This is a genomic window from bacterium, assembly GCA_035295165.1.
Lineage (GTDB): Bacteria > Sysuimicrobiota > Sysuimicrobiia > Sysuimicrobiales > Segetimicrobiaceae > JAJPIA01.
Genome location: DATGJN010000112.1, coordinates 52,975 through 73,347, shown reverse-complemented (window position 1 = coordinate 73,347; position 20,373 = coordinate 52,975). Strand labels below are relative to the sequence as shown.

18 protein-coding genes are annotated in these 20,373 nt (G+C 68.0%); 13 read left to right on the top strand and 5 right to left on the bottom strand.

Annotated elements, in window-relative coordinates; genetic code table 11:
* Positions 1-287 precede the first annotated feature (287 nt).
* Positions 288-629 carry a hypothetical protein gene (locus VKZ50_19620; protein HLJ61941.1) on the top strand — a complete coding sequence of 114 codons (342 nt, stop codon included), beginning with the start codon at positions 288-290 and terminating at the stop codon, positions 627-629.
* Between the two features lie 149 nt (positions 630-778).
* Here VKZ50_19620 and mutM read toward each other — a convergent pair whose 3' ends face one another.
* From mutM to VKZ50_19605, 3 genes are all read right to left on the bottom strand, one after another.
* The gene (mutM, locus tag VKZ50_19615; GenBank protein ID HLJ61940.1) at positions 779-1,567 is read right to left on the bottom strand and encodes a bifunctional DNA-formamidopyrimidine glycosylase/DNA-(apurinic or apyrimidinic site) lyase; all 789 of its coding nucleotides are present in this window, start codon (positions 1,565-1,567) and stop codon (positions 779-781) included.
* Between the two features lie 177 nt (positions 1,568-1,744).
* Complete coding sequence (locus VKZ50_19610) at positions 1,745-2,827, bottom strand: PilT/PilU family type 4a pilus ATPase (GenBank protein ID HLJ61939.1); 1,083 nt, start codon at positions 2,825-2,827, stop codon at positions 1,745-1,747.
* Positions 2,828-3,108: 281 nt separating this feature from the next.
* A complete protein-coding gene (locus tag VKZ50_19605) occupies positions 3,109-4,203 on the bottom strand; it encodes a type IV pilus twitching motility protein PilT (GenBank protein HLJ61938.1) in 1,095 nt (364 codons plus the stop codon).
* 392 nt (positions 4,204-4,595) lie between these two features.
* Here VKZ50_19605 and VKZ50_19600 point away from each other — a divergent pair, with 392 nt between their 5' ends.
* From VKZ50_19600 to VKZ50_19585, 4 genes are all read left to right on the top strand, one after another.
* Positions 4,596-4,850: a hypothetical protein gene (locus VKZ50_19600; protein ID HLJ61937.1), complete on the top strand. Its 255-nt coding sequence runs from the start codon at positions 4,596-4,598 to the stop codon at positions 4,848-4,850.
* A gap of 339 nt (positions 4,851-5,189) precedes the next feature.
* Entirely contained in the window at positions 5,190-6,173 is a 984-nt protein-coding gene (locus tag VKZ50_19595) for a zinc-binding dehydrogenase (protein ID HLJ61936.1), read from the top strand.
* A 17-nt stretch (positions 6,174-6,190) separates the two neighbouring features.
* On the top strand, positions 6,191-6,595 hold the full coding sequence (locus VKZ50_19590) for a PaaI family thioesterase (GenBank protein ID HLJ61935.1): 405 nt from the start codon (positions 6,191-6,193) through the stop codon (positions 6,593-6,595).
* Positions 6,596-6,689: 94 nt separating this feature from the next.
* Complete coding sequence (locus VKZ50_19585) at positions 6,690-8,264, top strand: class I adenylate-forming enzyme family protein (protein ID HLJ61934.1); 1,575 nt, start codon at positions 6,690-6,692, stop codon at positions 8,262-8,264.
* Positions 8,265-8,384: 120 nt separating this feature from the next.
* Here VKZ50_19585 and VKZ50_19580 read toward each other — a convergent pair whose 3' ends face one another.
* Complete coding sequence (locus VKZ50_19580) at positions 8,385-9,056, bottom strand: VOC family protein (GenBank protein ID HLJ61933.1); 672 nt, start codon at positions 9,054-9,056, stop codon at positions 8,385-8,387.
* A gap of 305 nt (positions 9,057-9,361) precedes the next feature.
* On the opposite strand from VKZ50_19580, the gene VKZ50_19575 reads away from it, so the two are divergent.
* The 7 genes from VKZ50_19575 (at position 9,362) to VKZ50_19545 (ending at position 17,787) form a co-directional block, all read left to right on the top strand.
* On the top strand, positions 9,362-10,981 hold the full coding sequence (locus VKZ50_19575) for an ABC transporter substrate-binding protein (GenBank protein HLJ61932.1): 1,620 nt from the start codon (positions 9,362-9,364) through the stop codon (positions 10,979-10,981).
* Between the two features lie 13 nt (positions 10,982-10,994).
* A complete protein-coding gene (locus VKZ50_19570) occupies positions 10,995-11,948 on the top strand; it encodes an ABC transporter permease (protein HLJ61931.1) in 954 nt (317 codons plus the stop codon).
* Positions 11,941-12,825 carry an ABC transporter permease gene (locus VKZ50_19565; protein HLJ61930.1) on the top strand — a complete coding sequence of 295 codons (885 nt, stop codon included), beginning with the start codon at positions 11,941-11,943 and terminating at the stop codon, positions 12,823-12,825. Before VKZ50_19570 ends, VKZ50_19565 begins: the two co-directional genes overlap by 8 nt.
* Positions 12,826-12,848: 23 nt before the next feature.
* On the top strand, positions 12,849-14,018 hold the full coding sequence (locus tag VKZ50_19560; protein ID HLJ61929.1) for an amidohydrolase family protein: 1,170 nt from the start codon (positions 12,849-12,851) through the stop codon (positions 14,016-14,018).
* 273 nt (positions 14,019-14,291) lie between these two features.
* Entirely contained in the window at positions 14,292-15,884 is a 1,593-nt protein-coding gene (locus VKZ50_19555; GenBank protein HLJ61928.1) for an ABC transporter substrate-binding protein, read from the top strand.
* A 48-nt stretch (positions 15,885-15,932) separates the two neighbouring features.
* Entirely contained in the window at positions 15,933-16,946 is a 1,014-nt protein-coding gene (locus VKZ50_19550) for an ABC transporter permease (GenBank protein HLJ61927.1), read from the top strand.
* Positions 16,939-17,787 carry an ABC transporter permease gene (locus VKZ50_19545; protein HLJ61926.1) on the top strand — a complete coding sequence of 283 codons (849 nt, stop codon included), beginning with the start codon at positions 16,939-16,941 and terminating at the stop codon, positions 17,785-17,787. The genes VKZ50_19550 and VKZ50_19545 overlap by 8 nt, the downstream gene beginning before the upstream one ends.
* 81 nt (positions 17,788-17,868) lie before the next feature.
* Here the strand turns inward: VKZ50_19545 and VKZ50_19540 are convergent, their stop codons facing one another.
* Positions 17,869-18,816, bottom strand: coding sequence for a nucleoside hydrolase (locus VKZ50_19540; GenBank protein HLJ61925.1), 948 nt, complete (start codon positions 18,814-18,816; stop codon positions 17,869-17,871).
* A 114-nt stretch (positions 18,817-18,930) separates the two neighbouring features.
* On the opposite strand from VKZ50_19540, the gene VKZ50_19535 reads away from it, so the two are divergent.
* Positions 18,931-20,346 carry a sugar ABC transporter substrate-binding protein gene (locus VKZ50_19535; protein ID HLJ61924.1) on the top strand — a complete coding sequence of 472 codons (1,416 nt, stop codon included), beginning with the start codon at positions 18,931-18,933 and terminating at the stop codon, positions 20,344-20,346.
* Positions 20,347-20,373: the final 27 nt, after the last annotated feature.

Genomic DNA, 20,373 nt, shown 5'->3' with positions numbered 1-20,373 from the left:
CCTCCGTGCCCTACATGGCTGCGGTCAAGACAGCGTACGACGATCATGTGAAGGTTTGATGACAACGAGACGGAATCCCGCGCGCGCGACGCCGCCGGCTTTATCGTATCGTCATGCGCCTTCTCTACCCTTGGCGGTGCAGTCTACGGCAGGCCAATCTGACGTCCGGCCGTCCGTGCGCTCGGAAAGGGGGGGTGGGCTGACCCGGTCAAGCGCCGAAGACGCCGGTCGTCTGCATCATCGCGTACCGCGATGCGGTACACGAAACACGAAGGAGGCAGACAACCATGAAGAAGTTTCAGCTGGTCGCGTTGGGTGTGCTCATCGGCTTTGTCGTCGCAACCGCGCTCGGCGGGTTGACTACCGCCGGAGCGCAGCAGAGCGCGCCGAGCCCGGCGGAGGCGCAGATGGCCCTCGACAAGGAGAAGGCGATCTTGGATCAGATCGCCCAGCAGTACACGTCAATGCAGCACGACATGAGCATGACGATGCAGATGCAGATGACGCCGGCCGAAAAGGCCATGATGAAGCAGATCAGCCAGCTGGCCACGATGGTGCACATGCTGTGGCAGTCGAACACGGACCTCACGAACAGCCTGCAGATGATGATGAGCTCGAAGAACAAGTAGCACCGCAAGCGTCCGGAGTCCCGGGGGCCGGCTCTTGCGCTCGTGGGAGCCGGCCCTCGATCCGTCCGCGAGCGGGACTGCGGGGACGCCGTATCACCGCCGGCGATGAGCGCGCCGCATACCCGATTCTTCGCGGGTCGCTCGGCGCGTCAGCGCTGGCAGCGCGGACAGAAATACGTGGTCCGGCCGGCGATGGTAGCGCTCGTGAGAGGACGACGGCAGCGCGGACAGGCGCCGCCGCGCGCTCGAGCCTCGAACAAGTCTCCGACGGCGGTGCGCCGCCGGGACAGGGCCGCCACCCCGCGGCGCAGGGCATTCCGCATGGCGTGATAGAGATGCCGCGCCTCCACCGGCCGCAGGGAATCCACCTGACGGGCGGGCCGCAGGCGGGCTTGGAACAGAATCTCGTCGGCATACAGGTTTCCGATGCCGGCGATGAGGTCCTGGCGGAGCAGCAATCCCTTCAGCGACCCGCGCCGGCCCCGCAGGATGGCCCGGAACCGGTCCTGCGTGAACGCCGGGCCGAGCGGTTCTACCCCGAGACGCTGCAGCGCCGGGAATGCTTCCAGCGCGTGCGTCGCGACGAGATCAACGTGACCGAATCGCCGCTGGTCGATGAACCGCAGGTCGGTGCCGTCGAGCCCGACGACGAGACGCGTGTGCGGGCGAATCGGCTCGCGCCTCGGAACGACGGCAAAGTCCCCGGTCATCCGAAGATGCCCAACGATCGTGGAGGCGCCTTCAAGGTCGATGAGCAGGTATTTCCCGCGGCGGTGGACCGCCTGGATCACGCGCCCCTGCACTCGGCGCGCGAAGACCGCCGGAACGGGTGAGCGCACGACCGAGCGGTCCAGAACCCGGATCCGACCGATCCGTCCCCCGACAATTCTCCGGCGCAGCATTCGGACGACCGTTTCCACGTCCGGCAGTTCAGGCATGAGATCCCTCTCGCGACGCACATCGCGTTCGCGCTGCCGCCGGTCGCGAGCTGGCGTGGCCGGACAGGGCCCGGCGTGGTGGTCGGCGGCGCGGTGGGTCCGCTCACAAGCGAGTTCGCCGCCGCCGCGCTGAAATCCGCCGAGGCGGAAGCCCTTGCCGGCGCGCCGGCTGAAACGCTAGCGGAATCCCTTGAGGCGCATACGGAGATCGTTGGGGCTGTCGGCCGCCTCCATCGCGGTCTGGTGATCCACGAGCCCGTCCTTAAGCAGATGATACAGCGCATGATCAAAGGTCTGCATGCCCTGCTGGACGCCTTCGGGCGACTGCATCACGGATCGGATGCCCGGCAGATCGATCTTCCGGAGCAGCTCCCGCGCCCGTGGTGTCGACAGCAGCACCTCGACCGCCGGCACCCGTCCCGTACCGTCGGCGCGCGCGTTCAAGCGCTGGCAGATGACGCCGTTCAACGTCAGCGACAGCTGCATCGCCACGCCGGTGTGGCGCTCCGGGGGAAAGAAGTACATGAATCGCTCCAACCCTTGGGTCGCGTTCGTGGCGTGCAGGGTCGCCAGCACGAGATGGCCCGTCTCGGCGAAGTGGGCGGCCGCGCTCGCCGTCTCCTCGTCCCGGATCTCGCCGATCAGGATGACGTCGGGCGCCTGGCGGACCGCGTCGCGCAGGGCCAGACTGAACGACTCACAGTCCGTCCCGACCTCGCGCTGGCTGACGATGCTCTTCGCGTGCGCGTGCACGAACTCGATCGGATCCTCGATCGTCACGATGTGCCCCGATCGCTCCCGGCTGCGATAGCTGATCATCGCCGCGATCGTCGTAGACTTCCCGGCGCCGGCCTGCCCGGTGACGAGCACCAGTCCCCGGGGCGCGAGCGCGAGCTCGGCCACGACCGGCGGCAGACGGAGCTCTTCGAACGAGGGGATCCGCGTGTTCACGCGGCGGACCACCATCGCCGGAGCGTTCCGCTCCACGTAGACGTTGGCGCGGAACCGCCCCACGGGCGACGCGTAGGCGATGTCGGCGCGCATCTGCTCCTGGAATTCCTGCCGATGCCGGTCGGCCATCAACTGCTCCGCCAGACGCCGGATCGTGTCGGCGCTCAGGAGCTCCTCGGAATGGGGAACCAGAGCCCCGGCCACCCGGTACGTCGGCGGCATCCCGCTGACCAAGTAGAGATCCGAAGCACCGTGCGCCTCCATGCCTCGGAGCAGTTCGTCGATGGCCAGTACCGACGCAACACTCATGCAGTCCCCGCCTCCCGATCCCAATACGATGAGAAGATCGCGCCCGCGGCACCTTGGCGCCTGTGGGACGGCCTGCCGGGTCGCACGGTCGAATCCCCCCGCCCGCGGCCCAACAAGGTCATGCTTGTCGATCGCCGACTCGACGTCTCTTGTTCTTCCGTGCGAACGGCTGACGCCGTCGCCGGCCCGCACCAGGCCGGCAGGCCCGCGCTACCTGCACGGCCGGCAGGGTACGAGCACCGCCTGTGGACGAGCCCGGTCCGCCGGCCCGGCCCGACGCGTCACCGCATCGTCCCGGTCGCCGCCACGGGCTTCGATGGCGCGCCGCCGCCGGTCTGCGGGAACAGACTCTTTTCCGTCGCGCGCTTGGCGGCCTCGTCGGCGCTGATCCGACCCTGCTGCACGAGCTGCTTCAGGTGCTGGTCCAGGGTCTGCATCCCCTCACGGCTGCCCGTCTGGATCACGGACGGGAGCTGGTGGATCTTGTTCTCGCGAATGAGATTGCGCACGGCAGGGTTCACGGTCATGATCTCGGCTGCGGCCACGCGTCCCTTTCCGTTCACGGTCGGGACCAGCGTCTGCGCAACCACGCCCAGGAGCGAATCCGCGAGCTGCGTCCGAATCTGCTCCTGTTGATGCGGTGGGAAGACGTCCACGATCCGGCTGATGGTCTGCGGCGCGTTGTTGGTGTGGAGCGTGGACAGCACGAGGTGCCCGGTCTCGGCGGCCGTGAGCGCCTGGGCGATCGTCTCCAGATCGCGCATCTCCCCGACGAGGATGACGTCCGGGTCTTCCCGCAACGCGCTGCGCAGCGCCGTGGCGAACGACTGCGTGTGGGACCCGATCTCCCGCTGATTGATGCTGCACTGCTTGCGTTCGTGAACGAATTCGATCGGATCTTCGATCGTAATGATGTGATCCCGGCGGCGCTCGTTCATGTGGTGCACCATGGCGGCGAGGGTCGTGGACTTCCCGGACCCCGTGGGCCCCGTCACCAACACCAACCCTTGGTTCCTGAGCGAGAAGTCCTTGAGCACCGGCGGCATCCCGAGGTCGTCCAGCGTGCGGATCTCGGTGGGGATGCGGCGCAGCACCATACCCGCCCCGTGACGCTGCACGAAGGCGTTCACCCGGAACCGTCCAACCTTGTCGAGCTCGAGGGACAAGTCGAGGTCGCGCGTCGCTTCGAATCTCGCCTTCTGATCATCGGTGAGAATGTCATACAACATCGTGTGCACGTTCTCTCGCGTGAGCACCGGTACATTGAGGTCGATCAGTTCCCCGTGAATGCGCAGGATCGGGGGCTGGCCGGCGGAAAGATGGAGATCGGATGCATCCCGGTCTTTCGTCAGCACGAGCAACTCGGTAATGTCCACACCACTGCCTCCTCTTGTAGTTGGGGCCCTGAAGACGCATGAACGCCGTAGGTGATGCGGACCCCCCGACGTTCTATATGCCCCGACGACGTTTCTGTCAGACGCATCTCGGAGAGCTCTCGCCGGTATCGCGACGAGGGCCGGACACGGTGCACCGGTAACGCGGGATGAGCTCGGGGCCCAAAGTGTGAAAGATCGCGGGCGGATTGATCACATTCACCGCACGGTTTGACGGCGATTTTTCCGGACACCTGTGCATCGCACCCGTTCCGGGCGGCCATTCGACGCCCGCCCGGGGTGAGCCGGGAGAGGCTGAACGCTCAATGCGGCGGCATTTGGGCATGAACTACCATCGAGTGGGGCACCAAATACGCTCGCAAAGGAGCCCGGTGTTGAAACAGGCCCAGAAATACCTTGACTCCGTCGAGCTGCAGGCGCGACGCGATCTATCCACCCGCGGCATCGCGAAGCGAGCTCAGTTCAAGGCCTCAATGGATTTGCTCCGCCAACTCGAATTCTCCGATGAAGCCTTGGCGCACTATCAGCGACTCGCCCGGAGGACCCGCAAACTCCCGCACATGCTTGTGCGCGATGTCGCGGAGGGGGTCGTCTTGACGTTGGCCGGCGTTCCGCTGATCACACGGTAGCGCACGGGCGCGAGATCCAAACGGCGGTGCGGTTTCGCCCCCTGTGCCACTGCACAGCCTGACGCCCGGCCGCCGATCGGTTCGGGTGCAGGCTGAGCTCCCATGAACGGCGCGTTGCGCCGACGACTCCGCTCGTAGCCCTGCGGCGCTGGCGAACGACCTCGGATCGAACCCTGCAACCGTTGAATTCGCGAGGATGCACCGCGGCAGCGCGAGGCGCTCGCGGTCAAGAGGCCTAGGTACTCCCGGAATCGAATCACGCCGTCGTACGGCCAAGCGGACACTCGGTGCCGGACCGAAGCGTGGGCGCCGGCCGCGGGGTCGTGGGACGGAGGACACATGCGGGCGATCGTGATTCATGAGCATGGCGAGCGGGACCAGTTGCACCTCGAAGAGATCCCGACCCCGCAGCCCAAAGCGGGCGAGGTCCTGGTCCGCGTGCACGCGTGCGGGCTGAACCACCTCGACATCTTCGTCCGCCGGGGGATGCCCGGGAAGCACACCCCGCTGCCCTTCATTTCAGGCGGGGACATCGCTGGGACAATCGCAGAGTGCGGGCCCGGCGTGACGGGGGTGACGTTGGGGGCGCGCGTCCTCGTGGATCCGGCGATCGCTCATGGCGCAATCGGAGAAGACGCGCCCGGCGGACTGGCGGAGTATGCGGTCGTCCCCGCGGCCAACCTCATCCCCCTTCCTGACGACGTGGACTTCGACACGGCCGCGGCGCTGCCGATCGCCTATGGGACCGCTTGGCGCATGCTGCTGACGCGCGGCGGCATCCGACCCATGGAGCACGTCCTGATCCTGGGCGCTGCCGGCGGGGTGGGAACCGCGTGCGTCCAGATCGCGCGGATGGTGGGCTGCGTCGTGTACGCCGCGGCGTCCACGGCGGACCGCCTGGCGAAGCTCCGCGACCTCGGCGCCGAACACCTGATCAACTACCGCGAGGTGGAGTTCGACCGTGCGGTGTGGGCGTTGACGGGCAAGCGCGGCGTCGACGTCGTGGTGGACTACACCGGCGCAGAGACGTGGGTCCGCAGCCTGCGCAGCCTCCGGAAGGGCGGCCGGCTCCTCACGTGCGGCGCCACCACAGGGTACGATCCCAAGACCGACATTCGCTACATCTGGGTGCGGGAGTTGACGATTCTCGGCTCGGACGGATGGACGCGGGAGGAGCTGCAGACGCTGCTCGCCGCCACGTGGTCGGGGCGCATCCGGCCCGTGATCGACCGCGTGCTGCCGCTCGAGCAGACGGCCGAAGGGGAGCGGCTCCTCGAGGACCGCGAGGCGTTCGGGAAGATCATCATCCACCCCAACGAGTGAGGCCAAGGAGGCGCTGAGTGTCGACGGTCCCGTTGGACGGGCTGCCAGAGTTTCTCGGACGGTCGCCGTATCACCGGCTGCTCGGCCTGCACATGACGAAGGCCGCCAAGGGGGAGGTCGTCGTCCGGATGCCGTTTCGCGAGGACCTGCTGGCGGGCGACGACGAGAGCGGGCGCTACATCCACGGCGGCGCCATCGCCTCGCTCATCGATACCGCCGCCGACTTCGCGGTGATCGCCGCCGTCGGCCGGGACGTGCCCACCATCGATCTCCGGGTGGACTATCTGCGGGCGGCGCGCGGGACGCTCGTCGCGACGGCGCGGACCCGCAAGGCGGGCCGGTCGCTGGCCGTCGCCGACGTGGACGTGACCGACGACGCGGGCCAGCTCGTGGCGGTCGGACGGGGAGTGTTCAAAACGTGACCGCCGATCTTATCGTCCCGCACGACGCCCGCACAAGGGGGAACCCGACGATGGAGGACACGCTGACCGGGATGCGACCCAACAGGGACGCGTCTTGATCCCGGCCCGGCCCTGGATCTTGACCCCGAACGCCGGGGATCTCGGGGCGGAAACCGCGGCGCTCGCCCCCGAACGACCGGCGCTGATTGCCGGAGACGTACGGCTCTCCTACGGCGAACTCGACGCGCGGGCGCGCCGCGTCGCCGGGCTGCTACGCGGAGCCGGGGTCAGGCCGGGAGAGACGGTGGCGCTCGCGCTCGGCAACGACTGGCGGTTCATCGAGAGCGTGCTCGGCACCCTGCGGGCCGGTGCCGTGGCGCTGTTGGTGAACATCAAGTTGGGCGGCGACACGCTCAGGTACGTCGTGCGCCACAGCGGGACCAAGTTTCTCGTGGCGGACGCCGGTCTCGGCCCCAAGCTCGACGCGATACGCGCCGCCGCCGAAGAGGCGCGCGGGACGCTCGTCACGGAGCCGGGCGCGCCCCGCGACCCGTACGAGGAAGCGCTTGCGGCGGCGACGCCGGCCGACCGGTCCGAGGCGGTCGAGCCGGATGACATCGCGGTGCTGATGTACACGTCCGGATCGACCGGCCGGCCGAAAGGATGCATGCTCAGCCACAGCAACACATGGTGGCAGGCGCGATCCAGCGCCCTCACGATGCTGCACGACCGCTCGGATCGCGGTCTCGTGATGGGGCCGCTGTATCATGCGAACGCGCTGTGGGGCACGCTGCTCCCGATGCTCTTCGTGGGCGGCAGCGCGGTCATTCTGCGCGAGTTCGACCGCCATCAGGCGCTGCAGGCGATGCACGACCACCGGGTCACGTTCACGTCCGGGACGCCCTCGATGTACGCGCTGATGCTCGGCGATCCCGAGATTGCCCGCTTCGATCTGTCGTCGGTGGCCCTGTTAACCTGCGGGTCCGCGCCGGTGCCGGCCGAGCTCATGGCCCGCATCGTCGCGACGTTCCACTGCGACGTCGCCGAGACCTACGGTCTGACCGAGGCGGGCGCGAACATTCTGACCCCGCGGTGGGGCGTGAAGAAGCTGGGCAGCACGGGCCTGCCGGTCCCCGACGTGGAGATCCGCATCACCCCGCTTGACGATCCGAATCGCGACTGCGCCCCCGGCGAGGTCGGGGAGCTGTGGTCGCGTTCTCCGGCAAACGCCTTAGGGTACCTCAAAGAGCCGGAGCTGACCGCGCAGCGCTTCACGCGGGACGGGTGGGTGCGGACGGGGGATCTGATGCGCCGGGACGAGCAGGGGTATTGCTACTTCTGCGGCCGTACGGACGACATGATCAGCGTCGGCGGCGAAAACGTGTATCCGAAAGAAGTCGAAACCATCATCCTCGAGCATCCGGCGGTGGCGGACGTGGCCGTCGTGCCCGCGCCCCATGCGGTGAAGGGGGAAGCGCCGATCGCCTTTGTCGTGCTCAAGCCGGGTGCCTCGGCCACGGAGGACGAGCTACGAACGCACTTTCTCGCCCGCGGTCCGGCCTATGCCCATCCGCGCCGCGTCTTCTTTCGAGATGTGCTGCCGGTCTCGAGCACGAACAAATTGGACAGAGGCGCCTTGAAGCGGCAGGCCAAAGAGCTGCTCCCGGAGGGCTTGAGATCCAGCCAGTAGGCGGGGTCAGGACGCTGGTCCGGGCGGAGGGCTCGGGCCGGCTGCCACCGAACTCGAGGTCCGGCGCAAGGCGCGACGGCCGGCACAAGCGGCGCCGGGTCCCCGCTGGGGCGGCGCGGGCTACGTGATCGTCACGACACCGCCCGGCGTGTCGATCTCCACCGCCAGCACCCCTGGGGTCTCCGCGAATTCGACGGCAGCGAAGGCGGCCACTCCCTCTCCGAGGAGAGAGGCCAGCCGACGGGATGCCTCGGCCGGTTTGGGGTCACCGAGACGGAGCCTTTGGATCCCCCGCGCGCCCGATGGGTGCTCGACTGCGGCCGCGGCGGGATGCTGCCCAGGCGGGACGTTCCATTCGATGATGAACGGGAGCACGCTCGGCTCGCTGAACGGAACAAGCGGGAGCGTCCGCCACCGCAGCGACACACCGTCCGGCCGCGTGCGCGCTCCGTCCTGGATTTCGGTCGGAACGCCGAGCTCCCGGAGATGTGCCTGGAGGGCGTCGAGGCGGTCGGTGCGCGCCGCCCACGTTACGAAGGTCCTTCCTTCGCGCACGGTGCGGGCGACGCGCTGGGCGCTCGGGGATCCGGCCTCCCGGGGCTCCACGACGGCGATCAGCTCGAGGTAGGATGATCCCAAGGGGACGATCATGTTCCCGGTCCCGATGCCGGGATGGCGTCCTCCCGGGAGCGCTTTGAGGCCGTAGGTCTGTTCCAGATGCCGAGCGCCGCGAGACAGATCCGCGACCCCGATCAGCACGTGATCGATGGCCACCAGCGGACGATCCGTCATCTCCGTTCCTCCTGGGGTGTGGCGACTGGCCCGCGACGCCTCTCGCTCCGGGTAGAGGTCATCCAAAGAAAGGCGGCACTCGTCGCTCCACAGAGCCCGCCGCGGTTTGGCCGCGCCGGTTCGAACTCATACCCGTCCCTTCCCCGCCTTCGCCAGATCGCGCACGTCCGCGGGGTGGCACGAAGAGGTTTTCCCCGGCGATACCGCCGCCCCTGCACGCGCGGTCGAGGAATCGCCAGCGCCGCAGCGAACCTAACTCGAAGACGCGAGTCCGGCACGCAGGTTCGCGGCGATGGAGGATCGACATGTTGACGCGACGTGCGTTGTTGAAGATCGGCGCCGGACTCGCAGCCGGTGTGGCAGGCGCGCCGGGCCGGCCCAGAGCGGCGGCCGCCGCGCAGGCGCCGTCGCAGGTTGTGATCGCGATCTGGGGCCTGCCGGTCCGCATGCTGGGCAGCAACGAAGCGGTGTTCTCGTACGTCAACCTCATGATCAACGACTCGCTCACCGCCGTCGACGGTCAGGGAAACGTGAGCGGGCGGCTCGCGGCGCAGTACCCGGCCTCGCCGGACGGCAAGACGTACCTCGTCACCCTGCGGAACGCGAAGTTCCAAGACGGGACCCCGGTGACCGCCCAGGACGTGAAGTTCAGCTACGAGTTCTATCTGCACCCCAAGTACCCGACGACCGCGCCGGCGTTCCTGGAGATCGCCGGCGGGCAGGAGTACAAGGCCGGCAAGGCGTCCGCGGTCACGGGGATCACGGTCGTCAACCCGCGCACGGTGCGGTTCATCCTCAACCGTCCGTATCCGTTCTTCTACGAGCAGATCGGGACCGCGGCCATCCTGCCCGCGCACGGGCTCGCGAACGTCGACATGGCGCGGCTGCAGGAGGCGCCGTTTGCGCGGCGGCCGATCGGTGCGGGGCCGTACCGCCTGGCCGAGTGGCGCGAAACGGAGAGCCTAACGTTCGAGGCGTTCCACGACTATTGGGCGGGCGCCCCGAACCTGCCGCGCGTGGTGTTCAAGCTCATCCCGGAAGACGCCACGGTGCTTGCGGAGCTCCATGCCGGCAACATCGACGCCGGCCGCATTCTGCCCGAGGCGTACGCCCAGTTTCAGAACGACCCGCGCGTCACGCCGCTGCGGGTGCCCGGGGACACGTTCTACTGGTTCGCGCCCAACTTGAAGCTGCCGATCTTCCAAGACGTCCGCGTCCGCCAGGCGATGGCGTACGCGATCAATCGCGAGGAAATGCTCCGGGCGCTGTACCGCGGTCTGGGCACGGTCTGCCAGAGCCCGGTGCACCCGAGCCTCTGGCAATTCGACAAGCAGCTCAAGGGGTACACGTACGACCCCGCGAAGGCGAAGCAGCTGCTCGCCCAGGCGGGATGGACGCCGGGGTCCGACGGGACCGCGCAGAAGGGCGGGCAGCCCTTCAAGGCAAAGTACGCGTTCCTCGCCGGGAAAGACTATCAAGACCAGGCCCTGCTGATCCAGCAGTATCTTCGCGCAGTCGGGATCAGCATCGACGTACAGGCGGTCGAGCGCGGCGACTTCTTCAGCCGCTATTTCACGCCCGGCGCTCCGATCGAGCTGGTCGGCATCGCGTGGTTCAACCTCATCTTCCCGCCGCAGGCGGAACTCGAGGCGAACTTCATGAGCACGGGGTCGACCTCCCAAATTATCGGCTACAGCAATCCGAAGATGGACCAGCTGCTGCAGCAGGTCGTGCTGACCCGCGACCGGGCGGCGCAGAAGGCGCTCTACAACCAGATTCAGGAGCTCGTGATTTCCGACGCCCCGCACATCCTCACGATCCGGCCCGACGTGATCTGGGGGGTCAACAAGAACTTCGTCCTGCCGAGCGGGGTCACCTCACTCCGCGACTTCTTCGGATCCCTGCCGCGTTGGAAGGCGCGCTGAGCCAGCTGACCGCGTGAGTGCGTACCTCGTCCGGCGGGTGCTCATCCTCATCCCGCTCGTGTTCGGCGTCACCGCGATCACCTTCGCGCTCCTCGTACTGGCGCCCGGGAATCCCGTCGACTTCCTCGTCTCGCCGGAGGAACGCGGGGTCACCGACGTCGCGCAGCTGCGCCACGAGCTCGGGCTGGACCGTCCGCTGCCGGTGCAGTACGCGTCGATGATGGCGGAGCTGGTCACCGGCAGGCTTCGGAGCTTCAGCGACCGACGCCCCACGATCCAGCGCGTGGCCGAGGCGCTGCCCACGACCCTCATCCTCACGGCAACCTCGCTTGCGCTGACGATCGCGCTGGCGTCGCCGATCGCGGTCGTCTCGGCGCTGCGCCCGTACAGCGGCGTCGACCACGCCGCGACGCTGTTTTCGTTGCTGGGGATCTCGCTCCCGACGTTCTGGTTCGCGCTCGTGTTGATCTTCGTCTTCACCGAGGAGCTCGGCGTCCTGCCGGCGAGCGGGCTCCGCCCCGTTGGCGCCTCCGGGTACAGCCCCGCCGTGATCGGGCCCTATCTCGTGATGCCCACGATCGTGCAGGCGCTCAGCATTCTTCCGGTGCTCGTGCGCTACGCTCGATCGTCGCTGCTGGACGCGCTCGACCAGGACTTCGTGCGGGTCGCGCGCAGCAAGGGGCTCGCGGAACAGGCCGTCTTCCTGCACCACGTCGTCCGGAACTCGCTGACGCCGGTGCTCACCATCACGGCGCTGCTGCTGCCCTTTCTGTTGAGCGGCTCCGTCGTCGTCGAGACCATCTTCGCGCTGCCGGGCATCGGGCGGCTCGCGGTGAACGCGGCGCTGGCGCGCGACTACCCGACGGTCCTGACGACGACCACGGTCGCCGGCGTGCTCGTGGCGCTCAGCAACCTCGGCGCCGATCTCGGGTATTTCTATCTCGACCCGCGGATCCGCCATGGTTAGCCAGCTCGCCAGCCCCGCCGCCGAATCGCGCCGGCCGCGCGCCGGACGCCGCGGCGCGCGACACCGGTTCGTCCGCAACCCGCGGGCGATCGCGGGGGCAGCGATCATGGCCCTGTTCTTCACGGTGGCGCTCGCCGCACCGCGCCTGGCCCCGTTCCACCCCGACGTGCCGCACGTCCTGGCCATCCTCCACGGCCCCGCGTGGCCGTACCTGCTCGGCACGGACAACCTGGGGCGGGACGTGCTGAGCCGCATCATCGTCGCGTCGCGCATCTCGCTTGCGATCGGGGTGCTCTCCATGCTCGTCTCCGTGGTCATCGGCGTCCTCGTCGGCGCCCCGGCAGGGTACTTCGGAGGCCCGGCCGATGCCGTTCTGATGCGCCTGACCGACGTCGTGCTCGCGGTCCCGGTGTTCTTCCTCGCGGTGGCGTTTCTCGCGCTGTTCGGACCCAGTGTACCCGGCCTCATCTTGATCATCGGCCTGACCGCGTGGCCGCCCACGGCCCGGCTGGTGCGGGCCGAGTTCCTGTCGCTGCGCGGTCGGGACTTCGTTGCGGCCGCGCGGGCGACCGGCGCGTCCAGCAGCCGGATCATCACGCACCATCTCCTCCCCAACGTCGTGCCGGTGATCGTGATCTCCGCCACCCTGCGCGTTGGCCTGGCGATCCTCACAGAGGCCGGGTTGAGCTTCCTCGGCCTCGGGGTGCAGCCGCCCCAGCCGAGTTGGGGCAACATCATCGCCGACGGACGGGAGTACCTCGCGACCGCCTGGTGGGTGTCGTTGTTCCCGGGCCTGTGTGTGTTCCTGGCCGTCATGGCGTTCAATCTCGTCGGCGACGGGCTCCGGGACGCGTTCGATCCACGGCTGCAGATTTGAGCGATTCGAATCGGAGGTGTGAGATGACCCGGATGATTCTGCGCGGCGCGACCGTCTTCGACGGCACGGGCCGGCGGCCCGAGCCCCGGACGGTGGTCGTCGAGGGCGACCGCATCGCCGACGTGATGGCCGGCGGTCCTCGAGACGGCGCCGGCGACGTGCGGACGATCGACCTCGGCGGCTGCACGCTGCTTCCCGGCCTCATCGACCTTCACGTGCACTTGGGGTGGGGCCCGCGGGCGTTCGCCCCGACCGTGGCGGCGATCGCGCTCAGGGCCGCCCGCAACCTCCGCGCCGCGCAGGCGGTGGGCATCACGACGGTCCGCGACGTCGGCACCCAGGGCGGCATCGCCGCGGCGGCGCGCGACGCGGTGGTGCGAGGCGACATCCCGGGGTCCCGCGTCGTGCCGTGCGGGCAGATTCTCTGCATGACCGGCGGCCACGGGTCGGAGCCGCCGGCCCTTCCCGGGATGGCGCGCGAAGTCGACGGTCCGGACGATTGCCGGCGGGCCGTCCGCGAGCAGGTGAAGGCGGGCGCGGACTGCATCAAGGTGACGACCAACGGGCCGCTGAACGTCGTGGAGCTGACGCAGCAGGAGCTCGACGCCATCGTCGACGAGGCGCACCGGCTGGGCCGGCGGGTGGCGTGCCACGCGTCGATCCTCGGGTCCAGCCAGATGGCGGTGCGGGCGGGCGTGGATACGATGGAACACGGGTCGGACCTCGACGAGGAGACCGCACGTCAGATGGCCGACCGGGGGATCACGCTCGTCCCGACGCTGCTCGTGTCGAAGCGCATCATGGAGCGGTGGGACGAGTTCAAAGCCATCCCGATGTTCCGGTCGATTCCCGTGCGCGCGAAGCGCGCGGTCGAGAGCTTCCAGATCGCGCTCGCGGCCGGGGTCCCGATGGGCGCCGGCACGGATCTCTTCTTCGGGCTCGGCCGGTTCGAGTCGCTGCCCGAGGAGCTCGAGCACATGGTGGCATGCGGCATGAGCCCGAGCGCGGCGCTCGCGGCCGCGACGTCTCGCGGGGCCGAGGCACTCGGAACGGACCATGAGACCGGCACGATCGTCCGCGGCAAGATCGCGGATCTCATCGCGGTCAAGGGAGATCCGACGACCGACATCGCGGCGTTGCACCAGGTTGCCTTCGTCATGCAGGCCGGCGCGATCGTACGCGACGCGCGGTAGTCGCGGACGCCAGGGGACAGTCGGACAACGTCGAGGACGGCGCCCCGCGTGCGACAGAGGAGTTCCTGATCATTGCGGGCGGGGGGGCGGGCTCCTTTCTTCCTGTTGGAGAGGCTGGAGGCGATCGAGTGACGGTCCGGCGTGCGACCGGTCGCCGGGTCGGGCAGGACCCCCCCTTCCGCGCGCGAACTTGAGTGCTATTTGCAGGGTGCGGCGCGGCATCGCGCAAGACCATCGATCGACACAACCGCCATGCTGGCAAGGGGGGCGTGTATGAACGTACGACGTCGAGTCTGGTCCGGTCTGGTCGTCCTGATTCTGGCCCTATCGATCGTTGGTGCTCCGGGCTCGCACGCAGCGGGCGCGTCCCGCTCGGACGTGTTGGTCATCGCCAAGGACATCTCGGATATCCGGACGCCGGACCCCAACAAGTCCTACGACGTGAGCGGCGTCTTCCTCCAGTTTCCGATCTACAGCCGCCTCGTCAAGCAGGTCGCGCCGGACTTCTGGAAGATCCAGCCGGATCTGGCCGAGTCTTGGACCGTGAGCCCCGACGCGACGGCCTACACGTTCAAGCTCCGCAAGGGCGCCGTGTTCTCAAGCGGGAATCCCGTCACGTCCGAAGACGTGCGCTTCTCGCTCCTCCGGACGCACAACATCAAAGGATACGGCTCGTTTCTGGCCGATTCGATCAAGGCCGTCGACGTCGTCGACCCGCAGACGGTGCGGGTGACGCTGAAGGCTCCTGATGCGACCTTCCTTGCCGCGGTGGGGGCGGGTGTGTTCTCGATCGTGGACAGCAAGACGGTGCGCGCCCACGGCGGCGTCGAGACGCCCGGAGCCGACACGCTCGACAAGGCCGAACAGTGGTTCTATACGAACTCGGCCGGCGCCGGTCCGTACGTCCTCCAGCGGTACACGCGCGAGACGGAGATCGTCCTAGAGCGGAACGACAAGTACTACGGCGCCCACCCGTTCTTCCGCGAAGTCATCATCCGGCACGTGAAAGACCCCAGCACGCAGGCGCTCATGCTGCAACGGAACGATGTCGACCTCGCGCTCGACCTCAACGCCGACCAGGCCGACAGCCTCAAGGGGAAGCCGGGCATCGCGCTCCTCGAAGACCCGTCGGCGTACACGGTCTACCTCGGGTTGAACAGCAGCGCCCACCCGTGGGACAACCCCAAGGTCCGCGAGGCGGTCAAGTACAGCATCGACTACAACGGCATCGTCTCCGGGATCATGCACGGGCACGGGCAGCGCATCGGCAGCATCATGATGCCGGGGATGCTCGGATTCCCCGACTCGCTGAACAAGCAGCTGCTCTATCCCCACAACCCCGCGAAAGCGGCGAGCCTGATGAAGGAGGCTGGGGTCTCTCGGGCGAGCGTGACCCTCACCTGGGCCTCGGGGACGAACTACGGGGCCCTGCCGCTCGACCGGCTGGCGCAGAAGCTGCGGTCCGATCTCGCCACGATCGGCATCGATCTCCGCCTCCAGCCGGTGCAGCAGTCGATCTTCCTGACCTATTATCGTCAGGGGAAGCCGGAAACCGCGATCGGGTTCTGGTTCCCGGACTACATGGATCCGGACAACTGGTCGTACTTCGTGAGCGGCTTCATCAACAAGCGTCTCCACTGGCAGAACCCCGAGGGCGCCGCGCTCGTCAAGGCGGCGGCACAGACACCCGATCAGCAGAAGCGCGAGACGATGTACGAGCAGTACAACCGCCTGCTCGCGACACCGGGCTCCCCGTACGTGTTCCTGGCGCAGCCGACCGCCATCACTGCGGCGCGCGACGACATCACGCAGTTCAAGTTCCATCCGCTCTACTTCCTCCAGATCGAGTCGCTCGGACGGAAGTAAGCGACACGGTGGGCGCCGGCCGGAGCCGGCGCCCACCGCAGCCGTCCGATGGGCCGGTATCTGCTGCGCCGGGCGCTCCTGGCCCTCCCCACGCTGCTCGGCATCACGCTTGTCACCTTCCTGGTCTCGCACCTCCTGCCCCCGGACCTCGTCCTCGCCAACCTGGGCGACCGAGCCACGCAGAGCCCGTCCCTCGTCGCGGCGTTCCGCCACCGATGGGGCCTCGACCAGCCGGTCGTCATGCAGTACGTGCTCTACCTCGGCCACCTGCTCCACGGCGACCTCGGCACGTCGATCGCGACGGACCGTCCCGTGCTCGTGGAGCTCGAACTGTCGCTGCCGGCCACGGTCGAACTGGCCACGGTTGCCCTAGTCGGGGCCGCCGTCATCGGGACGGCGCTGGGGATCCTCGCGGCGGTGGCGCGAGACTCGGCGGTCGACCTCGCCGTCCGGGCGATTTCGGCGATCGGTGTCGCGGTGCCGACGTTCTGGTTCGCGATCCTCCTCCTCTCAACGGTGTACTTCCGGCTCGGCTGGGCGCCGCCGCCGGGCCGCCTCTCCACCGGGATCACACCGCCCGCGCCGATCACCGGCATGTATCTCGTCGACAGTCTCCTGCGCGGCCGGCCGGACCTGTTTGCCGATGCCCTGAGTCACATCATCCTCCCCGCCATCGTCCTCGCCACGGTCGGCATCGGCTTCGTGACGCGGATGACCCGCAGCAGCATGCTGGAGGTCCTCTCACAGGACTACGTCCGGACCGCCCACGCGAAGGGCCTGCGGAGATGGTCGGTCGTCGTGCGGCACGCGCTCCGCAACGCGTTGATTCCCGTCATCACGATCACCGGTACGCTCTACGCGCAGCTGATGTCCGGGACGGTGATGACGGAGACAATTTTTTCCTGGCCCGGGCTCGGCCGCTACGCCGTCTCGTCTGCCGCCAGCCTCGATTTTCCGGCCGTGATGGGCGTGGCGCTCGTCGTCGGCACGATGTACGTGATCATCAACGCGTGCGTCGATGTGCTGTACGCCCTGATCGACCCGAGGATCCACTATGCCTGACGGCGCGGGCGCAGAGGGACGAGCGCGCCCGCGCCGCCACGTCGGGCTGATCCTCGGCGCGGCGCTGACGGGCGTCTGGATCCTCGCGGCGATCGCCGCCCCGGTCGTCGCTCCGCAGGGGTTCGACGTGCAACACCTCGAGAATGCGTTCCAGCCGCCGTCGCCCGTGCACCTGTTCGGCACCGACGACCTCGGACGCGACGTCCTCACCCGGGTGCTGTACGGTGGCCGCTACACGTTGAGTGTCGCCGTGTCCGTCGTCGCGCTCGCGGGATGCGCCGGCATGTTCGCCGGTGCGGTGGCGGGGTACCTCGGCGGATGGGCCGACGAAGGGATCATGCGGGGCACCGAACTCGTCATGGCATTCCCGGCCATCATCCTGGCGATGACGATCGTCGTCGCGCTCGGCCCAGGCCTGCTTCACGCGGCGATCGCGATGGGGCTCGTCTGGTGGCCTCCCTACGCCCGGCTCGCGCGCGGCGAGGTGCTGGCCGTGAAGCACCGCGAGTACGTGCAGGCCGCGAGGGCGATCGGGCAGCGGCCGTGGGGCATCTTTCGCCGCGCGATCCTGCCGGGCATCGTGCCCGGCATCATGATCCTCGCGACGATCGATCTCGGATCGGCGATCGTGACCGGCGCCGGGTTGAGTTTCCTCGGACTGGGCGCGACCCCACCGGCCCCCGAGTGGGGCGCGATGGTGAGCGCGGGGCGGGAGCTGCTCGCCCAGTGGTGGGTGGCCACGTTTCCCGGGCTCGCGATCTTCCTCACCGTGATCGGCTTCAACTACATCGGCGATGGGATCCGGGATCTGCTCGATCCCCACAGACACGGGCGCGCCTAGGCGCACTGGGGGATCGCGCCGCCGACCGGCCGGAGCGAGACGCGGTGCGGTCACAGAGCCGCCAGGGGCCGCGATCAAGGGTTATGTTCCACGGTACGTCCCCATGCGCTCTTCGAACCGCTCGAGGAACCGATCAGCCTCGACCTCGACGCAGACGTCTGCATTGGGCGGCGCGGTCGTATGCGGCCGGCGGTCGGCAACGGTCATCCCGCGGGTAACATCGCCTTTGGTCTCGATCTCGACCGGCCACCGCTGCGTTCGAACGACCGTAGGGTCGGCCACGACATCCACCGCCAGCACATCGTGAATGGCACACCCGCCGATTCGAGGGTCTCGGCGCCGATAGGACCGCAACCGAAAGGCGGCGATCTCGCTGGCGACGTCCAGAACGCGGCCGCCGGCGCGTGCCAGCCGGTCGATCTGCGACTGGGACAGGAGCGCTCGCATGGTCACGTCAAGCCCCACCATGGTCATCGGCATCCCCGAACCGAACACGATCGCCGCAGCCTCGGGATCGCCGCAAATGTTGGCCTCGGCGACGGGGGTCACGTTGCCCGGCGCGGTCACCGCACCACCCATCAGCACGCACCGGCGCACCAGCCGGGCGCACTCGGGATCCTGCCGGAGAAGGGTCGCGATGTTCGTCAGGCGCCCGGTGGCCACGAGCGTGATCTCGCCCGGAGCGCCGCGAAGCTGCCGACGAAGAAACTCCGGCGCCGAGGCCTCTTCCGGACGACGGACAGGGATCGGGAGTTCTATATCCGCCAGCCCGTTGCGGCCGTGAATCCACGCGGCGCCCTGCGTGAAGCGGCCGACGAGGGGGTGTTCGGCACCGCGGGCGACCGGGACGCCGGCGCGCCCTACGAGCTCCAGAACTTGCAGCGTGTTGCGCGTCGTCTGTGCGATGTCGGTGTTTCCGAAGACCGTCGTGATCCCAAGCACATCGAGGTCGGGACGGCTCAGCGCGTACAGAATGGCCAGCGCATCGTCCGTGCCAGTGTCGCAATCGATGATGATCCGCGTCGTCATGATGCCTCCTCATCCTCAACTTACCAGCGCGGAGAGGACCCCCACGGCAGCCCGCTGAACTACCCTACTCGCCCGGTACGTCTATCCATCCTGATCCTGACGGAGGCCCTTGCGATGCCGAAGCCTACAGCACGGAACGGCAAGCGCTCCGCACCTCAGCCGCACGCGACCGACCAGATATCGCGCCGTCGCCTTCTTCGGAACTCCATCGGCGCGTTCCTCGGTTTCGGGATCTCCGGCTACCTGCTCTCCGACGGATCGCAGCCAACCGTGCATGCGGCGACAGCACCGTGGGTAGACACGACCGGGCCGCTCGAGGGCGCGGGCAGGGAGCCGGTCACGCTGCGGTTCTTGGACGAGGCCGGCAGCCCATGGGACGAGGGCCACGAGGCGATGATCACAGAGTTTCAGCGACAGTACCCGTCGATCAAAGTGCAACGCAACGCCATGCCCTTCACGGAGCTGTACAGGCAAATACAGACCCAGGTGGCTGCGTCGGAGCCGCCCGATGTGCTCTATATCGACGGACCTGCGGTGGCGAGCTTCGCGGCGGAGAATGTGCTGTTGCCGCTGAATCCGTACATCCCCGCCGACGACCTTCACGACTTCTATCCGTCATCCCTCGAAGAGGCCACCTGGGGCGGGAAGCTGTACGGGCTCGCGTCCGAACAGTCGGTTCCGCTCCTCTACTACAGACTCGACGCCTTCGAGGCGGCCGGGATCAAGCCCCCTGATTCCCTGGCGACGGCGTGGACCTGGCCCCAGGCCTTCGAGGCGTTGAAGAAAGTGACCAAACCCGATCGCTACGGGCTCGATCTCATCTCTGGACAGTACCTCCTTGCAGGGTGTCTTCGGTCGGCGGGGGACCCCAAAGCTCCCAAGACATCGAGCGCCTACAAAGCCTGGGCCGGCATCAGCCCCGACGGACGCACCGTGGTTGGGTACCAGGACGCGCCCGAGGTCATCCGGGCCATGCAGCTGTTTCAGGACATGTGGAAACAGAACATCATGCCGAGCTCACCGATTCCCGACGCCATGCCGACCGGCCGCGCGGCCGCGTGGCTCGGGGCGGAATGGGCCGAGGGCAAGCTCGTCAACAAATACGCGAGCGTCAAGTGGTCGGTGACGCCGGCGCCCTACTTCCACTCCCCGTTTGTACACAACGGGTCGCTCGCGTTCACCGTGTCGGCCCGCACGCGACATGCGAAGGAAGCCGTCCTCTTCGCGCGGTGGATGACGAGCCGATCGGGCGAGCGTCTGTGGTTCCAGTACAATCCGCAGCTTCCGGCGCGGCGATCCGTGGCGAATACGACCGACGTATACAAGCGCGTGCCAAAGTCGCTGGACCTGCAGGAGTTCGAACGAGAGAGCGCTCCGCGCATCCGCATCCCCATCTACACGCAGTACACGGCGCTGCTGAATCAAACGATCACGAACGTCAGCGCCGGCGCGGACGTGAAAACCGAGATGACCGCGTTCGCGTCGAAGGTGCAAACCGCGTTGGACGATTTCTGGTCGACGCACAAGTAGCGCAGGCGGCGGCCGAGCCGGGACCGC